This window comes from Streptomyces gardneri (assembly GCF_006539185.1).
GTDB classification, from domain to species: domain Bacteria; phylum Actinomycetota; class Actinomycetes; order Streptomycetales; family Streptomycetaceae; genus Streptomyces; species Streptomyces gardneri.
Genome location: NZ_BJMN01000035.1, coordinates 46,574 through 64,453, shown reverse-complemented (window position 1 = coordinate 64,453; position 17,880 = coordinate 46,574). Strand labels below are relative to the sequence as shown.

Below are 17,880 nucleotides of genomic sequence, written 5' to 3'. Positions count from 1 at the left end.
CGGGCAGGCGCCCCTCAGGTCCGGTCGGTCAGAAGGCGGTGACCGGGTAGTGGTCGGAGAGGTTGGTGTACGTGTAGCGCGTGCCCCAGCTGGAGACCGTCCACGGGGCGCTCTGCTCCAGGACCACGTGGTTGGTCCAGCCGGCGGGGCGGGCGTTGCCGGCCCGGTGGAGGACGTAGTCGAGGTCCTCGCGCGGGTCGTCCGGGTAGCGCTCGGAGGCGATCGAGTTCAGGTCGGTGTCGAAGGAGTACGTGTGGCCGGTGCGGGCGTCGGCCCCCACCAGGCCCGCGTCGGCGAGCATCGTGCCGTACTCGGGGGTGCGCGAGTCGACGTTCATGTCACCCGCGACGATGACCTGCTCGTTCGCCGGGATGTTCTTGGCGTCGAGGAAGGCGTCCATCGCCTTGAACTGGCGGCTGCGCATCTGCGCCGCCTCGCCCGCCGAGCAGCCCGGGTCGGTGGACTGGGCGTGGGTGCCGACGACGTGGACCCGGCTGCCGTTCACGTCCAGGACGGTGTAGACGAAGCCCTTGTTCGAGTACCAGTCGGCGCCGCAGGCGTCCTTGTAGACGTACTGCTCCTTGCGGACGATCGGCCACTTGCTGAGGATCGTCACGCCGCCGTCCTCGGGAGTGGTGGCCGAGTAGGCCCCGCCGGTGGCGTCCCAGCCCGTCTTGGAGCGGCCCATGACCGGCGTCTGGTGCGGGTACTGCGCGGCGGCGTTCGCCTTGAGCGCGTCGGAGGAGGAGTTGTCGAAGGCCTCCTGGATCACGACGACGTCCTGCCCCTGGAAGAAGGGGGCGGCGGGGATCGCCTTGGCCCGGTGGTCCTGGCCCCAGTTCGGGTACAGCGTCTTGGAGAAGAGGAAGGTGTTGTACGAGAGCACCTTCAGGCGCGGGGTCTCGGCGGTCGCGGCGGAGGCGGCGCCGGCGGCCGGGGCGGTCGCCGCGAGGGTGGCGGCGGCGAGCGCCAGCGAGAGGGCGGCGCCGGGGGCGCGGCGGAGCACGGCGAAGGACACGGGAACTCCCATATGAAGGTGGGGGGTTGGCCTGGCGCCGCACATACAATCAGTCGTGGTTACCTTCCGGTAGCCTTTGGGTGCCGGGAATCTTGCCGAACTCGCACAACCGCGCCAACTCTCCTCCCACTGTCTGAATTGTCCTTGTTTGATCCAGGTAGAATGCGCGCATGACCCTCGCGAGTAACCCCACCGTCTTCGAAATGGACCTTGGTCCCCTCAACCCCGTCTGGGCCGAGCTCATCCTCGGCGTGGTGTTGTTTGCGCTCACCTTCCTCATCCTGGCGAAGGGGATCCTGCCCAAGATCCGCCGCACGCTCGACGAGCGTGAGGACGCCATCGACGGCGGCACCGAGCGCGCCGACGACCTGCGCTCCGAGGCCACGCAGATCCGCGAGCAGTACGAGGCGGAGCTCGCCGAGGCCCGCCACGAGGCCGCGCGCATCCGCTCCGCCGCCATCGAGGAGGGCTCGGCAGCCATCGCCGCCGCCCGCGCCGAGGGCAGCGCCGAGCGCGACGCCATCATCTCCGCCGGTGCCGCGAAGATCGCCACCGAGCGCGCCGCCGCCGAGCGCGAGCTGACCGCGGACGTCGACGCCTGGGCCCACGCCCTCGCGGCCCGCATCGTCGGCGAGCCGGTCGGGGCCGACCGCTCCTGACCCACCCCGGTCCTCGCGAAGGGGCCGCCACCCGGGCAGCAGAACGCCTGCCCGGGCGGCGGCCCCTTCGTCATGGGACGGGTGGGTGCAGTCTGGATGTGTGAGACCGGTCGCGCACGGCCGGACGCGTGAGGAGAGCGACCGCAATGAGCCACCCGCAGCAGCCCGCCGCCCGGACCCCGGCCGGCGATCCCGCACCCCCGCCCGTCGGCGGCGTGCTGTGGAGCGTCGCCGGCGACATCCGGGCGCTCCTGATGCTGCCCGCCGCCCTCACCATGCAGGTCGCCCACCCCGCGATCGGCGCCGGCGTCGACGAGCACTCCGTCTTCCGCACCGACCCCTGGGGCCGCGGCGAGCGCTCCCTGCGCTCGGTCCAGCTGTGGGTGTACGGAGGCGAGGACGCCGCCGAGGAGGGCCGCCGCCTCCGGCGGCTGCACCGCGACATCCAGGGCACCGACGCCCACGGCCGCGCGTACCACGCGCTCACCCCGGCCTACTACTCCTGGGTGCACGCGACGGGCTTCCCCGTCTACCGGTACGGCCTCGGCCTCCTCGCCCGCCCCCTCACCGACGCCCAGGAACGGCAGCTGTACGCCGAGTGGCTCCAGGTCGGCCGCGTCCTCGGCATCCACGACCGGGACATGCCGCAGACGATCGACGAGTTCTGGCCGTACTACCGGAAGGTCCTCGCCGACGAGCTGGAGGCGACCGTCGTCGTCCGGGAGCTGCTCGACCCCGACCTGCCGGTGCCCGCCCCGGACCGTGGCCCCCTGCCCCTCCGGCCGGCCCTCCGGCTCGTCTGGCCCGCCCTGCGCCGCCCGTTCCTGCGGCTGCGGGCCTTCCTCACCGTGGGCCTGATGCCGCCGGACGCCCGCGAGGCCATCGGCCTGGAGTGGACGGACGCGCAGGAGCGCACGCTGCGCCGGTTCGCCCGGGTCGTCCGGGCCGTCGTCCCCGTCCTGCCCGAGCGGCTGCGCTACCTGCCCCTGGCCCGGACGGCACGCGAGGCCGCCCGCCGCGCGAAGCGCTGACGGACGGCCCCGGCCCGGCTCAGTGCTTGCCGTGGCCCACGTGCTCGTCGTGGTCGTGCACCGTGTTCGTCGCCGCGATCTTCTTCCACGACTTCGGCTGCACGGGCTTGGGAGCCGCCGACCGGGCCGCCGACCGCGCGGCGGGACCGGAGGCCGGAGCGGCCGCCTTGGGGGCGGACGGGCCGGCCGCGGCCGCCGTCGACGCGGCCGGCTTAGACGGCTGGTAGAGCCAGGTGTCGAAGAGCCCGGCCAGCGGCTTGCCGGAGACCCGCTCCGCGTACCGCACGAAGTCGCCGACGCGCGCGTTGCCGTAGGCGAACTCCTGCGGCCAGCCCTTCAGGATCGCGAAGAAGTCCTCGTCGCCGATCTCGTTGCGCAGGGCCTGGAGGGCCAGCGCGCCCCGGTCGTAGACGGCGATGTGGAACTGGTTCTCCGCGCCCGGGTCGCCCGGCTTGACCGTCCAGAACGGGTCCTCGGCCGTCCGCGTGGCGTACACGTAGTCCGCCAGCTCCTGGGCCGTGCCCTCGCCCTCCTTCTCCGACCACAGCCACTGGCTGTAGCGGGCGAAGCCCTCGTTGACCCAGATGTCCTTCCAGTCCCGGACGGACACGCTGTCGCCGTACCACTGGTGCGCCAGCTCATGGACGACGACCGACACGTTCGCTCCGTTGGCGAACTGCCGCGGGCTGTAGAACGGCCGGGTCTGCGTCTCCAGGGCGAAGCCGCTCGTCACGTTCGGCACGTACCCGCCGAGGGAGTTGAAGGGGTACGGCCCGAAGACCCCCTCCAGCCACTCCGCGACCTCGGTCGTCCGCTCGATCGAGGCGCGCGCCGCGCCCGCGTTGTCGCCGAGGTCCTTGCTGTACGCGTTGAGGACGGGCAGTCCGTTGGCCGTCTTGTCCGTCGTGATGTCGAACTTGCCGACGGCGAGCGTGGCCAGGTACGTCGCCTGCGGCTTGTTCGAGCGCCAGTTGAAGCGCGTCCAGCCGAGCCGCGAGGACTGCGACTGGAGCACACCGTTGCTGATGGCCTGCGTGCCGTCCGGCACCGAGACGGAGACGTCGAAGGTGGCCTTGTCCAGCGGGTGGTCGTTGGACGGGAACCACCAGACGGCCGAGTCCGGCTCCTGCGCGGCGACGCCGCCGTCCGGGGTGCGGGCCCAGGCCGACCAGCCGTCGACCTTGAACTCGGAGGGCTTGCCCGCGTAGCGGACGACGACCGAGATCGCCTTGTTCTTCTCCAGCGGGACGGCCGGGGTGACCTCCAGCTCGTGGTCGCCCGAAGTGGCGAACTTCGCGAGGCGCCCGTTCACCCGGACCTCGCTGACCTTCAGGCCGAGGTCCAGGTTGAAGCGGGACAGGTTCTGCTTCGTCGTGGCGACGATCGTCGCCGTGCCCTCGAGCAGGTCGGTCTCCGGCTGGTACTTCAGCCGCAGGTCGTAATGGGAGACGTCGTAGCCGCCGTTGCCGCTGGCGGGGTAGTAGGAGTCGCCGATGCCCGGGGCCCCGGGGGTGAAGTCGGCCGCCGATGCCGGGATCGCCAGCAGCAGGGAGGCCGCGAGGGCGCTCGGAACGATGATTCTGCGGTGCAAGGGTGCTCCCCAAGTCATAAGAAACGTAAGACGCGCGGGTGGTCGTCGGTCCTTAGCTCGGACCCTATTCAGCCCTCCGACGCACCGTCACGTCCAGAGGACCCGCTGTCACACGATCGCCATTCGGCCGACACGAACCGTCGGTCACCCTCATCGCCCTGAATCCCTTCGGCACTCTTTTGCGCGGGAGTTGACCGGGGTACGTTCCGGCGCATGCCGATGCGAAAGCGGAGAACCCGCGGAGCCCGCCTGCCGTACGGAACCCTCGTGGCCGCGGCCACGGCCGCCTTGCTCGCGACCCTGGTCACCCCGGCGGGCGCGAGCCCGGAGCCCTCAGCGCCCACCGCGCCCACCGCCTCCTCGGCGGGGTCGCCGCGCGAGTCACGGCCCGTCCACTCCTACGCCGACGCCATCCGTGAGTCCGTCTGGGTCGACACCGGCCTCGACGGCGACGGGGACGGTCGTACCGACCGGGTCGCCGTCGACATCATCCGGCCCCGGGAGCCCGCCGCCGCGGGCCGGAGGATCCCGGTCATCATGGACGCCAGCCCGTACTACGCCTGCTGCGGGCGGGGCAACGAGAGCCAGAAGAAGACGTACGACGCCGACGGGAACCCCGTGCAGTTCCCGCTCTTCTACGACAACTACTTCGTCCCGCGCGGCTACGCCTTCGTCGGCGTCGACCTCGCCGGCACCAACCGCTCCGACGGCTGCGACGACGTCGGCGGGCGCTCCGACGTCCGGTCCGCCAAAGCCGTCGTCGACTGGCTGAACGGCCGAGCCCGCGGCTACACCACCCGCACCGGCACGACCAGGGCCGGGGCCACCGGCTGGAGCACCGGCAACGTCGGCATGATCGGCAAGAGCTGGGACGGCACCGTCGCCAACGGCGTGGCCGCCACCGGCGTGGAAGGGCTGAAAACGATCGTTCCGATCGGTGCCATCTCGTCCTGGTACGACTACTTCCACTCCCAGGGCGCCCCGCTCTACAACGCCAACCCGAGCTGGCTCTCCGACTATGTGAGCAGCCCCGACGCGCGCACCCGTTGCGGGGCCGTCCAGGAGCGGATCGCCGCGGCCACCCCGTACAGCGGCGACTGGACCCCCGCCTGGAGCGAGCGGGACCACGTGCGGGACGCCTCGAAGGTGAAGGCGAGCGTCTTCGTCGTGCACGGACAGCAGGACCTGAACGTCCGCGCCAAGCAGTTCGGGCAGTGGTGGGACGCGCTCGCCGCGCAAGGCGTCGAGCGGAAGATCTGGCTCTCCCAGACGGGCCATGTCGACCCCTTCGACTTCCGGCGCGCCGACTGGGTCCGCACCCTGCACCGCTGGTTCGACCACTACCTGCTCGGATACGACAACGGCATCGACCGTGAGCCGGTCGCCGACATCGAGCGCGCCCCGGACCGCTGGACCACGGACCGGCAGTGGCCGCCGCGCGGCACCGCCGCCACCACCCTGCGCCCCGCCGCGGGCGCCGAGCCCGGCGTCGGCACCCTCGGCCGGACGCCCGCAGCCCCCGGCTCCACCGCGACCTTCACCGACGACCCCGCTCTCGGCGAACTGGACTGGGCCGCCCGCGTCGACTCCCCGACCCCCGAGAAGGCCGGGTTCGTCACCCGGCCGCTCTCCCGCGATCTGCGGATCTCCGGCTCCTCGAAGGTGACGGTCACGGCGACCCCGACGACCGCCACCGCGCACCTGTCCGCCGTCCTCGTCGACCTCGGCCCCGACACGATCCGCGACTACGGAGCGGCGGGGGAGGGCATCACGACGCTGGCCGACCGCAGCTGCTGGGGCGCGAGCACCCCCGGCGACAGCGCCTGCTTCAAGGAGACCCGGGCCAACACGGCGGACGTCGGGTACACGGTCGTCAGCCGCGGCTGGGCCGACCTCGGCACCTGGGCCGACCCCCGCGAGGAGCGGCCGCTGACCCCCGGCAGGGCGTACACCCTCACCCTGGACCTCGCCTCCGCCGACCACGTCGTCCCGGCGGGCCACCGTCTCGCCCTGATCGTCGGCGGCACCGACCGGGACCTGATCGACCCGCCGTCGACCACGCCGACACTGACGCTCGACCTCGGCCGTACGTCGGCGAAGCTGCCCCTGGTCGGCGGCCTGGCTGCGTTCGCCCGGGCGACGACGGGACCGGCCCCCGCCCTGCCCGCGCCCACCGCCCGGCCGTCCTTGGCCGGTCCCGTACCCCCGGCCGCCGTCGGCGGACCGCGCCTCCCCGCGTCAGGAGCCGCCCGATGAGCCCCATGAGGCCGACGAACCCGACGGACCGGACGAGCCGTTCGGAATCGACGAGCCCGACGACGCCGACGAGGCTCCGTACCGCGCACCGGAGTTCGCGGCGGGTGCTCGCCCTCGCGGCGGGTGCCGCCGTCCTCACCCTGCCCCTCGTCACCGTCCCCGCCAAGGCGGCGGACAGCGCGCCCCCGCGCCCCCTGCCACGCACCGGATTCGAGACCAGCCTCGGGGTCCGGTGGACCACGGAGGCCGAGGAGCGGGACTTCCTCGCGGCCGTCGACCGGGGGAGCGACCGGGTGTCGCTGCGCACGATCGGCACCACCTCGCAGGGCCGGCCGCTGCGGCTCGCCACTCTCGGCAGCGGCCGCACCACCGTGCTCCTCGTCTGCAGCCAGCACGGCGACGAGCCGGCGGGCCGCGAGGCCTGCCTGAGCACGCTGCGCGACCTCTCCACCGCCCGGGACGCGGAGACCTCGCGCTTCCTCGCCCGGACCACCCTCCTCGTCGTCCCCACCGCCAACCCGGACGGACGGGAGGCCGACACCCGGGGCAACGGCGACGGCATCGACGTCAACCGCGACCACCTCGCCCTGCGTACGGCCGAGGCCCGGGCCGTCGCCGCCGTCATCCGCGACCGGCGCCCCGAACTCGTCTACGACCTCCACGAGTACGGGGCCACCCCCCGCTACTACGACAAGGACCTGCTCGCCCTCTGGCCCCGCAGCCTCGACGCCGACCCGCACGTCCACGACGAGTCCCGGACGCTGTCGGAGTCCTACGTACGGCCCGCCGCCGGGCTCGCCGGCTACAGCACCGGCATCTACGGCATCTGGACCGACCCCCTCACCGGCAAGCCGCTCAAGCAGGTCGCGGGCGACGGCCAGGAGCGGATCCTGCGCAACACCGCGGGCATCAAGCACGCGGCGGGCCTGCTCGTCGAGACCCGCGTGGACGCTCTCGACGAGGTCGAGAAGGACGACCCGGCGCGTAACCACCGGCGCCGGGTGGCCACCCAACGAGTCGCACTGGAAGGGATGTTCGCCTACGTCGACGAGCGGCGCGGACCGCTCACGGCGGTCACGGCAGCCGCCCGGCTCCGGGGCTTCGCCGACCGGGGCCCGATCTTCCTCGGCGGCGCCGACAACGACCCGCCGGAGCCCGGGGAGATCCTCGCGGACCCGCCCTGCGGCTACCGCCTGGACGCCGAGCAGTACGCCGAGGCGGGCGACGAACTCGCCCTGCACGGGGTCCTCGTCCGGCCGGACGGTGCCGGGGTGTTCGTGCCGATGCGCCAGTCGCAGCGCGCCCTCGTCCCGCTCCTCCTCGACGGGCGCGCGACCTATCACCTCGTCAGTGGGAGTCCTGTGAAGGAATGTTGACGGTCCGGCACCAGGAGTGCGCATTGGCGTGAAACCGACTTTCGCACCGGTAAAGTTACTGGTCGGTATTGACCATGCCTCAAACCGGTGTCCCTTGCCGGGAAGTTGGAGAACCACCATGCGCCACACACTGCCCCTGCGCCGCACCCTGACGGCCGTGCTCACCACGACGCTGCTCGCCGGGGGCGTGCTGCTCGGCCAGACCGCGGCCGCCGAGCCCGCGGCCGCGGCCAGGATCACCTGCAACATCGACAAGCTGCGGTCGGACGCCCACAAGGAGCGCACCCGCGCCGCCCAGCTCCGCGGCCTCGGCGCCATGGCGGAGGCCCGCAAGGCCGCCGCCCGCGCCGACGCCCTGGAGCGCCGCGCGCAGCAGTGCCACGACGCGGAGAACAACAACCGCCCGCCGCTCTGGAAGTAGCGGCTCGCGCGGGGCGGGTGCGGTCCGAGAGGAACCGCACCCGCCCCGCGGCCGTTCCCGGCCGCCGGACACCCCCTGGCGCCGTCAGCCACCCACCAGTTCGGCGGCCCGCTCCGCGCAGCCCCAGGCGACCGTGACCCCCGCGCCCCCGTGCCCGTAGTGGTGCACCAGCCGCCCGCCGCCCGGCAGCGGCACCGCCTCGATCCGGACACCGCCCGCCCGCGCCGGCCGCAGGCCGACCCGGTGGCCGAGGACCCGCGCCCCCGCGATCTCCGGCCGCACCCGCGCACACCGCGCGATGATCGCCGCCGCCGTCACGGGGTCGGCGTCGAGCCGCTCCGACCCCTCCTCGGCCGTCCCGCCGAGCACCAGCCGCCCCGGCTGCGGGAAGAAGTACGTCGTCTCGCCCGCCCCCTCGTCCGCCGCCGTGAACCACTCCTCGACGCCCGGGTTCTCCACCAGCACCAACTGCCCCCGCACCGGCAGCAGCCCGGCGTCCGGTACGAGCTCCCGCGCGCCGAGCCCCGTGCAGTCGACGACCACCCGCGCCCGGGCCGCCGCCTCCGCGAACCCCGTGACCGTACGCCGCTCGAAGACCCCGCCCGCGGCCTCGAACCGGCCACGCAGCCAGCTGAGATGGACCGGCATGTCGATGAGCGGAAGCCGCGCCGCGAGACCCGTGCCGTACGGCCCCGGCACCTCCTCCGGGGCCAGCTGCCGCAGGCCAGGGACCTCCTTCGCCCACGGGCCCAACGTGTCCAGGACGGTGTCCGCGTGGACCCCGGCCACCCACCGCACCCCCGTCCGCTCCGGATCGGCGGCCAGCTCCCCGTACACCCGGAGCGAGGCGAGCGCCCAGGCCCCGGCCTGCGCCGCAGGCTCTATCCGGTACGGCCACCACAGGGCACCCGCCACGGCCGAGGTCGTCGCCGTCACCTCCTCCCGCGACCAGACCCGTACGCGCAGTCCGCGCTCCGCCAGGGTCACCGCCGTCGTCAGCCCGACGACCCCGCCGCCCACCACGATCACGTCGCTGTCCATGGCGGGGACCGTACCGGGACCGGGACATTTCCGGGACCGCACAGCCATGGATCGGGACCGGGGGCGGCGAAATACTTCAGGCATGCCGTCCGCGTACACGAACCTCGACCTCACCGGCCCTCACCGCGACACCCCCGATCTCGTGGTCGACGGCAGGCCTCTGCTCCACCGGCTCGACGACGTCGACGGTGTCGACGCCGTCTCGCCCCTGGCCTCGGACCTCCCGCCGGTGCTCCGTGCCGACACCGTCCGCACGCTGCTCCACGCCACCGGCCGCCGGATCGTCCACTCCTGCCCCGACTGCGAGGACCCGGGCTGCGGCGCCGTCACCGCCGTCGTCGAGCACGACGGCGAGGACGTCGTCTGGCGCGACTTCGTCTGGCAGACCGGCGACCTCGCCGACCCCGTAGACCTGACCCGCGACGGCTACCCGGGCATCGGCCCGTACCGCTTCCGCGGCGACACCTACCGGTCGGTGCTGCTCCGCCTCCTCGACGGGACGACGACGGAACCCCACGGCGACACACGACTCGCCGCGGCCTGACCACGGCCCGCGAGACGGGAGCCCACCCGGCCGGAGCCCGTCAGACGCGAGCCCGCCCGCCCGGCCGGAGCCGGTCCGGCCCGAGGCCGCCTGACCGGAGCGCCGTCCGGACGGAGCCCAGCTGAGCGGAGCCCGCCCCCCCCGAGGCTGCCTGACGGCAGCGCCGTCCGGACGGAGCCTGTCCGGCCTGGGCTCGGCTGAGTGGATCCCTGCCCGGCTGGAGCCAGTCCGGCTGGAGCCCGTCCGGCCCGAGCCCGTCCGGCCCGAGGCCGCGCGGCCGGAGGTGCGTCGCCCGGCCCGGGCCCGCCCCAGCTCGCCCGGGCCCGCCCGAGCCGCGTACCTTCGGCCCGGCGGACCCGGGCCCGCACGGTCGCCTAGGATTCGTACCCTCATGACTGCAACCCTCGTCGCCAAGGACCTCGCCGCCGGCCACGGCGAACGCACCCTCTTCGCCGGGCTCGACCTCGTCGTCGCCCCCGGTGACGTCATCGGCCTCGTCGGCGTCAACGGCGCCGGGAAGTCGACGCTGCTCCGGCTGCTCGCCGGGCTCGACACCCCGGAGGAGGGCGAGCTGCGGCTCTCCCCGCCCACCGCGAGCGTCGGCCACCTCCCGCAGGAGCCCGAGCGGCGCGCCGGGGAGACCGTGCGCGAGTTCCTCGCCCGGCGCACCGGCGTCCTCGCCGCCCAGACCGCCATGGACGAGGCCACCCAGGGCCTCGTCGACGGCACGCCCGGCGCCGACGACGCGTACGCCACGACGCTGGAGCGCTGGCTGAACCTCGGCGGCGCCGACCTCGACGAGCGCGCCGAGGAGGTCGCCGACTCCCTCGGCCTCACCGTCGGCCTCGACCAGCCGATGACCTCGCTCTCCGGCGGCCAGGCCGCCCGCGCCGGCCTCGCCTCGCTCCTCCTCTCCCGCTACGACGTCTTCCTCCTCGACGAGCCCACCAACGACCTGGACCTCGACGGTCTGGAGCGCCTGGAGGCCTTCGTGAAGGGGCTGCGCGCCGGGACGGTCGTCATCAGCCACGACCGCGAGTTCCTCACCCGCACCGTCACCAAGGTCCTCGAACTCGACCTCGCCCAGCAGCAGATCACCCTGTACGGCGGCGGTTACGACGCGTACCTCGACGAGCGCGACACGGCCCGGCGGCACGCCCGCGAGGACTTCGAGGAGTACGCGGGCAAGAAGGCCGCCCTCGAAGCGCGCGGCCACATGCAGCGGTCCTGGATGACCCAGGGCGTCAAGAACGCCCGCCGCAAGGCCACCGACGGCGACAAGCTCGGCCGCAACGCCCGCAGCGAGGCCAGCGAGAAGCAGGCCTCCAAGGCCCGGCAGACCCAGCGCATGATCGAACGCCTCGACGTCGTCGAGGAGCCCCGCAAGGAGTGGGAGCTGCGCATGGAGATCGCCGCCGCCCCGCGCTCCGGCTCGGTCGTGGCGACCCTGCGCGAGGCCGAGGTCCGCCGCGGCGACTTCGCCTTCGGTCCCGTCACGCTCCAGATCGACTGGGCCGACCGGGTCGCCGTCACCGGAGCCAACGGCGCCGGGAAGTCGACGCTGCTCGCCGCCCTGCTCGGCCGCCTCCCGCTGGACTCCGGCGACACGGTCGTCGGCTCGGGCGTCGTCGTCGGCGAGGTCGACCAGGCCCGCAAGCTCTTCCACGGCACCGAGAAGCTCCTGGAGGCGTTCTGCGCGGCCGTGCCCGACACCGAGCCGGCCGAGGTCCGCACCCTGCTCGCCAAGTTCGGCCTGAAGGCGGAGCACGTCCTGCGGCCCGCGACCACGCTCTCCCCGGGCGAGCGGACCCGTGCCGCGCTCGCGCTGCTCCAGGGCCGGGGAGTGAACCTGCTCGTGCTCGACGAGCCGACCAACCACCTGGACCTGCCGGCCATCGAGCAGCTGGAGTCCGCCCTCGACACGTACACCGGCACTCTGCTCCTGGTCACCCACGACCGGCGCATGCTCGACGCCGTCCGCACCACCCGCCGCATCGAGGTCGCCGACGGCAAGGTGACCGAGCTCTGATGGCGACCGCATGACGATCTCCTTCGGCTGGGGGCCCGTCGAGGCACGGGCCCTCGCCCAGGCGGCCGCCTGCGTCGTCGTGGTCGACGTCCTCTCCTTCACCACCTCCGTCGGCGTCGCCGTCGAGGCCGGCGCGGCCGTCCACCCCTACCGCTGGCGGGACGCCACGGCCGCCGCGTACGCGGACCGCGTGGGCGCCACCCTGGCCGTCGGCCGCGGCGAGGCGACCCCGGACCACCCGTGGACGCTCTCCCCGGCCGCCCTGCGCGCCGCGCCGATGCCGCCGCGTCTGGTCCTGCCCTCCCCGAACGGCTCCACGATCGCGGCGGAGGCCGAGGGGTACGGCGCCACCGTCGTCGCCGCCTCCCTGCGGAACCGCACGGCCGTCGCCCGCTGGCTCGCCGACCGGGGGTACGGCTCCGCGGACCGCCCGCTCGCCGTCATCGCCTCCGGCGAGCGGTGGCCCGACGGCTCGCTGCGCCCCGCGCTCGAAGACCTGCTCGGCGCGGGAGCGGTGCTCTCCGCCCTCGCGGGTACGGGCACCCCGACCCCCGAGGCGAGCGCGGCGGCCACGCTGTGGACGGCGACGGAGGACCCGGTCGCCGCCTTGCACGGCTGCGACTCGGGTCGTGAACTGTACGAGTACGGCTTTCCGCAGGACGTGGCCGTGGCCGCCGAGACCGATAGCTCGACGACCGTCCCCGTCCTCGTGGACGGTGCATTCCAGGAGGCATCAGCACCATGACCGACCTACTGACCCGGCTGACCGAGATGCTGGACGATCTCGACGCGGACGTCGACGAGACGATCGACCTCGCCGACGAGATCGCCGCCTCGGGTGACGCCGGCCTCCTGCCCCGCCTCCAGGCGGAGCTGGACCGCGCCCTCACCGACCGGAACGCCTACGCCCGCGAGCTCCTCGGGGGAGTCCTCGCGGCCATCGGCGGCCCGGACGCCCTTCCGGCCCTGATCCGCGCCTCCGCGGTCGACCTGGGCGACGACCAGGACGGTCTGGCCGCCGAGATCGTCGACCTGGTCCAGGCGGACCCGAACTCGGCCGCCGCTGTCCTGCGGCCCCTGACGGAGGACGACGACCTCTCCGTCGCCAACCGCGCCGAGTGGGCGCTGCGCTTCGTGCCGTAGCCCCGAACAGGTGTGACGTACGACGAGGTCGCGACCCGATGGGGTCGCGGCCTCGTCGTGCACTCAGGGCCGATGCCTACTTGCGCTTGCCGCCCTCGCCCAGGAGACCGGCCTTGCGCAGGGCGTCCGCCATCGCGCTGTTGCCCGGCGCCGGGGCCGACGAGCGGTCGCGACCGCCCCTGTCGTCCCGGCCGCCGCGCTCGCTCCGGCGGCCACCACCGCCACCGGCCCCTCCGCCCTGCCGCTGCTGCGGCGGACGGCCACCCCGGTCGGCGCGGTCGCCGCCCCGCTCGCCACGCTTGGGCGCGCCGCCCTGCGCGTCCGCGCCCGCCTCGTCGTCCAGGCGCAGGGTCAGCGAGATCCGCTTGCGCGGGATGTCGACGTCCATGACCTTGACCTTGACCACGTCACCGGGCTTCACGACATCGCGCGGGTCCTTGACGAAGGTCCTCGACATCGCCGACACGTGCACCAGACCGTCCTGGTGCACACCGATGTCGACGAACGCCCCGAAGGCGGCCACGTTCGTGACGACCCCCTCCAGGATCATCCCCGAGGCCAGGTCGCCGATCTTCTCGACGCCCTCCTTGAAGGTGGCCGTCTTGAACGCCGGGCGCGGGTCGCGGCCGGGCTTCTCCAGTTCGCGCAGGATGTCCGTCACCGTCGGGAGACCGAAGGTCTCGTCGACGAAGTCGCCGGCGCGCAGCGAGCGCAGGGTGCCCGTGTCACCGATCAGCGCCGCGACCTGGCCGCCCGTGGACTTCGCCATCCGGCGCACCACCGGGTAGGCCTCCGGGTGCACGGACGAGGAGTCGAGCGGGTCGTCACCGCCCCGGATCCGCAGGAAGCCCGCGCACTGCTCGTACGCCTTCGGGCCGAGCCGGGCCACGTCCTTCAGCGCCTTGCGGGAGCGGAAGGGGCCGTTGGCGTCCCGGTGCGCGACGATGTTCTCCGCGAGACCGGAGCTGATGCCGGAGACCCGTGAAAGCAGCGGCGTGGAGGCGGTGTTGACGTCGACGCCGACGCCGTTCACACAGTCCTCGACCACGGCGTCCAGCGAGCGCGAGAGCTTCACCTCGGCCAGGTCGTGCTGGTACTGGCCGACGCCGATCGACTTCGGGTCGATCTTCACGAGCTCCGCCAGCGGGTCCTGGAGCCGCCGCGCGATCGACACGGCGCCGCGCAACGACACGTCGAGGTCGGGGAGTTCCTGCGAGGCGAAGGCGGAGGCCGAGTAGACCGAGGCGCCGGCCTCCGAGACCATCACCTTCGTCAGGTTCAACTCGGGGTGCTTGGCGAGGAGTTCGGCCGCGAGCTTGTCGGTCTCCCGGGAGGCCGTGCCGTTGCCGATCGCGACCAGCTCGACCGCGTGCTGCTTCGCGAGGCGCGCCAACCTGTCGAGCGCCTGGTCCCACTTGTTGGCGGGGACGTGCGGGTAGATCGTGTCGGTGGCCACGACCTTGCCGGTCGCGTCGACGACGGCGACCTTCACGCCCGTACGGAAACCGGGGTCGAGGCCGAGCGTCGCCCGGGTGCCGGCCGGTGCGGCGAGCAGCAGGTCGCGCAGGTTGGCCGCGAAGACCCGGACCGCCTCGTCCTCGGCGGCCGTCCGCAGCCGCAGCCGCAGGTCGATCCCGAGGTGGACCAGGATGCGGGTCCGCCAGGCCCAGCGGACCGTGTCCTGGAGCCACTTGTCGCCGGGGCGCCCCCGGTCGGCCACGCCGAAGCGGTGCGCGACGATCCCCTCGTACGAGGACGGGCCGGGCGTCTCGGACGGCTCCTCCGGTTCGAGGTCCAGGCTGAGCACGTCCTCCTTCTCGCCGCGCAGCATGGCGAGCACCCGGTGCGAGGGCAGCGCGGTGAACGGCTCGGCGAAGTCGAAGTAGTCGGCGAACTTCGACCCCGCCTCCTCCTGGCCCTCGCGGACCTTGGCGGCCAGCCGGCCCCGGCCCCACATGCGCTCGCGCAGTTCGCCGATGAGGTCGGCGTCCTCGGAGAACTTCTCGGTGAGGATCGCCCGCGCGCCCTCCAGGGCGGCGCCGGCGTCCGCGACGCCCTTGTCGGCGTCCACGAAGGCGGCCGCGGCGGCCGTCGGCTCCACCGAGGGGTCGCTGAGCAGCCCCTCCGCGAGGGGCGTCAGACCGGCCTCGCGGGCGATCTGGGCCTTCGTCCTGCGCTTCGGCTTGAAGGGCAGGTAGATGTCCTCCAGGCGCGCTTTGGTGTCGGCGGCCCGGATCCGGGCCTCGAGCTCCTCCGTCAGCTTGCCCTGCTCGCGTACCGAGTCGAGGATCGCCGCCCGGCGGTCCTCCAGCTCGCGCAGATAGCGCAGCCGCTCCTCCAGGGTGCGGAGCTGCGCGTCGTCGAGCATCTCGGTCGCTTCCTTGCGGTAGCGCGCGATGAACGGCACGGTCGAACCGCCGTCGAGCAGCTCGACGGCCGCCTTCACCTGTCGCTCGCGTACGCCGAGTTCCTCGGCGATCCTTGCTTCGATGGACGTCGTCACGGTGTCCCGACTCGCCTTCTCGTGCCTCAAGCTTGCTAGGGGGGTGTCTCGCCGATCAGGCCGGGCTCGCGACGCCTGGCACGGCACCTCGCCGCGTTGCCGAAGCGCCCCCATAGCTCCGCTATGGGGACCCCTCCGGCGCCTTGCGATGCACCGCACCAGACGCCGCTCCCTGATCCGGCCTGATCGGCGAGACACCCCCGTGCATTGTGCCGGGTCGGTCACCCGGATGCGGCAACCGACCCGTCCCGCGCGCGTCCCCGCGCCCTCGTCGGGCGTTTGTCAGCCCTTGCCGACCAGGTCCGCGGGGAAGGCGCCGGCGACCGCCGCCGTCACGAGGAAGCCGCGCCCCAGCTCGGTGAGCCGCTCGACCCCGGTCGCGCCGAGGTGCTCGTACGGGGCGGAGTCCAGCAGGTCGGTCCGCTCCTCCAGCTCGTCTCGGAGCGCCGTGCCCGCCTCGGTGAGCTCGCCCTCGGCGTCGAGGAGGCCCCGCCCGCGCAGCCGCTCCGTCGCCGCCTCCCAGTCGGCACGCTTCCAGCCGCGCGAGCCGAGCACCCAGCGCGGAGCCATGCCCTTGCCGGTGGCGGTGTGCGAGACGAGGGCCTCGACGGGGTCGAGCCCGACGGTGAGCAGCGCCGCGAGGTGCCCGTCGCCCCGGTGCTCGCGCAGCAGGGTGGCGGCGTACCAGTAGGCGAGGTGCGGGGCCTCCGGCACCGGCAGGTCCGCGTGGGCCGAGTAGAGCGGCCGGGCGTGCCGGGTGCAGGCCTCCGTGGCGCGCAGGGCGAGCATCGCGGCCTCGGCCATCTCCGGGGAGGAGACGGTGTCCTCGCCCAGGAGCCGGCGCAGGGTCGCGTCGACGGTACGCAGCCGCGCGGCCAGGACGTCGGCGGGGGAGGCGATGTCCCAGACGGCCGGGAGGTGCCGGGAGAGCAGCTCGTGGTTGTAGTTGTAGAAGGTCGCGGCGACCGTGCCCGCGCCCACCGCGCCGAGGGCGGCGCTGCGCGCGGCGAGCCGCATCGCGCTCTGGTCGGTGAAGCCGAGGGCGCCGAACTCGCGGTCCAGGTCGGGCGAGAAGTAGAGCGTGGAGTGCAGCGGGTTGAGGGCGTTGTGGCAGCGGCGGCCGGCGCGCGGCGGCAGGGCAGTCGTCGTCATGGACAGAAGGTTACCGACTGGTCGGTACGACGGGAACAGTCGGGCGCTCCGGGGACCGGCGACGCGGTCCCTCCCGCCCATGGCAGGAAAGGTGGGGTGCGCGTCGTTGCGGACATCGCGGGGGCCGCCAAGGATGGAGGCATGACGCAGCGATCCGTTCTCGTCGTCCTCTTCGACGGCGTGCAGAGCCTCGACGTCACCGGTCCCTTCGAGGTGTTCGCCGGTGCCGCCCGCGCCGCCGGCGACCCGGACGCGTACCTCATCAGGACCGCCTCCCTGGACGGCGGCCCGGTCCGCACCCACAGCGGGCTGCGGCTGCTCCCCGACACCACCCTCGAAGAGGCGGTCGCCGAGGGTCCGCCGCACACCCTCGTCGTCCCCGGCGGCGAGGGCACCCGGGAGCCCGCCCCGGCCCTCCTCGACTGGCTGCGCACCCACGCCCCGCGCGCCGGACGCCTGGTCTCCGTCTGCACCGGGGCGCTGCTCCTCGCCGAGGCCGGGCTCCTCGACGGGCACCGGGCGACGACCCACTGGATCGCCTGCGACCACCTCGCCCGCCACTACCCCGAGGTCGACGTCGAACCGGACCCCATCTTCGTCCGGGACGGCCGCCTCTCCACCTCCGCAGGTGTCACCGCCGGCATCGACCTCGCGCTCGCCCTCGTCGAGGAGGACCTCGGCCGGGACGTCGCCCTCACCGTCGCCCGCCACCTGGTCGTCTTCCTGCGCCGCCCGGGCAACCAGGCCCAGTTCAGCGTCCAGCTGTCCGCGCAGACGGCCCACCGTGAGCCGCTGCGCGACCTCCAGCAGTGGATCACCGAGCATCCCGGCGGCGACCTCTCCGTCGAGGCCCTCGCCGCCCGCGCCCGCCTCTCGCCCCGCCACTTCGCCCGCGCCTTCCAGGCCGAGACCGGCACGACGCCGGGCCGCTACGTCGACCTGGTCCGGCTCGAACACGCCCGCCGCCTCCTGGAGGAGACCTCGCGCGGCGTCGAGGAGGTCTCCCGCACCTCCGGCTACGGCACCCCCGAGGCGATGCGCCGGGCCTTCGTCAAGGCGCTCGGCACCGCCCCGGCGGAGTACCGCCGCCGCTTCCACGTACCTGCCACCTGACCG

15 protein-coding genes are annotated in these 17,880 nt (G+C 73.7%); 10 read left to right on the top strand and 5 right to left on the bottom strand.

The features are described from left to right. Positions 1-28: 28 nt before the first annotated feature. Positions 29-1,030: a sphingomyelin phosphodiesterase gene (gene sph, locus SGA01_RS26090; RefSeq protein ID WP_141298964.1), complete on the bottom strand. Its 1,002-nt coding sequence runs from the start codon at positions 1,028-1,030 to the stop codon at positions 29-31. A 158-nt stretch (positions 1,031-1,188) separates the two neighbouring features. On the opposite strand from sph, the gene SGA01_RS26085 reads away from it, so the two are divergent. Then, positions 1,189-1,677, top strand: coding sequence for a F0F1 ATP synthase subunit B family protein (locus tag SGA01_RS26085; RefSeq protein WP_055640469.1), 489 nt, complete (start codon positions 1,189-1,191; stop codon positions 1,675-1,677). Between the two features lie 146 nt (positions 1,678-1,823). Next, positions 1,824-2,708 carry an oxygenase MpaB family protein gene (locus SGA01_RS26080; RefSeq protein WP_141298962.1) on the top strand — a complete coding sequence of 295 codons (885 nt, stop codon included), beginning with the start codon at positions 1,824-1,826 and terminating at the stop codon, positions 2,706-2,708. A gap of 19 nt (positions 2,709-2,727) precedes the next feature. Here SGA01_RS26080 and SGA01_RS26075 read toward each other — a convergent pair whose 3' ends face one another. Further along, the gene (locus SGA01_RS26075) at positions 2,728-4,299 is read right to left on the bottom strand and encodes a M1 family metallopeptidase (protein ID WP_141298960.1); all 1,572 of its coding nucleotides are present in this window, start codon (positions 4,297-4,299) and stop codon (positions 2,728-2,730) included. A gap of 213 nt (positions 4,300-4,512) precedes the next feature. Between SGA01_RS26075 and SGA01_RS26070 the strand changes: the two genes are divergently transcribed. The 3 genes from SGA01_RS26070 (at position 4,513) to SGA01_RS26060 (ending at position 8,352) form a co-directional block, all read left to right on the top strand. Next, positions 4,513-6,555: a Xaa-Pro dipeptidyl-peptidase gene (locus SGA01_RS26070; protein WP_371866158.1), complete on the top strand. Its 2,043-nt coding sequence runs from the start codon at positions 4,513-4,515 to the stop codon at positions 6,553-6,555. 5 nt (positions 6,556-6,560) lie between these two features. Beyond that, the gene (locus SGA01_RS26065; protein WP_141299052.1) at positions 6,561-7,931 is read left to right on the top strand and encodes a M14 family metallopeptidase; all 1,371 of its coding nucleotides are present in this window, start codon (positions 6,561-6,563) and stop codon (positions 7,929-7,931) included. A gap of 118 nt (positions 7,932-8,049) precedes the next feature. Then, entirely contained in the window at positions 8,050-8,352 is a 303-nt protein-coding gene (locus SGA01_RS26060; RefSeq protein ID WP_141298959.1) for a hypothetical protein, read from the top strand. An 84-nt stretch (positions 8,353-8,436) separates the two neighbouring features. Here SGA01_RS26060 and SGA01_RS26055 read toward each other — a convergent pair whose 3' ends face one another. After that, the gene (locus SGA01_RS26055) at positions 8,437-9,393 is read right to left on the bottom strand and encodes an FAD-dependent oxidoreductase (RefSeq protein WP_141298957.1); all 957 of its coding nucleotides are present in this window, start codon (positions 9,391-9,393) and stop codon (positions 8,437-8,439) included. A gap of 82 nt (positions 9,394-9,475) precedes the next feature. Here SGA01_RS26055 and SGA01_RS26050 point away from each other — a divergent pair, with 82 nt between their 5' ends. From SGA01_RS26050 to SGA01_RS26035, 4 genes are all read left to right on the top strand, one after another. Further along, positions 9,476-9,937 (top strand): hypothetical protein, encoded by a 462-nt coding sequence (locus SGA01_RS26050; protein ID WP_141298955.1) that lies wholly within the window; start codon positions 9,476-9,478, stop codon positions 9,935-9,937. A gap of 391 nt (positions 9,938-10,328) precedes the next feature. Continuing rightward, a complete protein-coding gene (locus SGA01_RS26045; RefSeq protein WP_141298953.1) occupies positions 10,329-11,966 on the top strand; it encodes an ABC-F family ATP-binding cassette domain-containing protein in 1,638 nt (545 codons plus the stop codon). Positions 11,967-11,976: 10 nt separating this feature from the next. Next, positions 11,977-12,711, top strand: a complete 735-nt coding sequence (locus tag SGA01_RS26040) for a 2-phosphosulfolactate phosphatase (protein ID WP_141298951.1) — start codon at positions 11,977-11,979, stop codon at positions 12,709-12,711. Further along, positions 12,708-13,109: a hypothetical protein gene (locus SGA01_RS26035; protein WP_141298949.1), complete on the top strand. Its 402-nt coding sequence runs from the start codon at positions 12,708-12,710 to the stop codon at positions 13,107-13,109. The genes SGA01_RS26040 and SGA01_RS26035 overlap by 4 nt, the downstream gene beginning before the upstream one ends. Positions 13,110-13,185: 76 nt before the next feature. Here the strand turns inward: SGA01_RS26035 and SGA01_RS26030 are convergent, their stop codons facing one another. Both SGA01_RS26030 and SGA01_RS26025 read right to left on the bottom strand, forming a co-directional pair. Beyond that, complete coding sequence (locus tag SGA01_RS26030) at positions 13,186-15,612, bottom strand: Tex family protein (RefSeq protein WP_141298947.1); 2,427 nt, start codon at positions 15,610-15,612, stop codon at positions 13,186-13,188. A 282-nt stretch (positions 15,613-15,894) separates the two neighbouring features. Continuing rightward, positions 15,895-16,764 carry an SCO6745 family protein gene (locus SGA01_RS26025; RefSeq protein WP_141298946.1) on the bottom strand — a complete coding sequence of 290 codons (870 nt, stop codon included), beginning with the start codon at positions 16,762-16,764 and terminating at the stop codon, positions 15,895-15,897. A 141-nt stretch (positions 16,765-16,905) separates the two neighbouring features. On the opposite strand from SGA01_RS26025, the gene SGA01_RS26020 reads away from it, so the two are divergent. Continuing rightward, positions 16,906-17,877 (top strand): GlxA family transcriptional regulator, encoded by a 972-nt coding sequence (locus tag SGA01_RS26020; protein ID WP_141298944.1) that lies wholly within the window; start codon positions 16,906-16,908, stop codon positions 17,875-17,877. Positions 17,878-17,880: the final 3 nt, after the last annotated feature.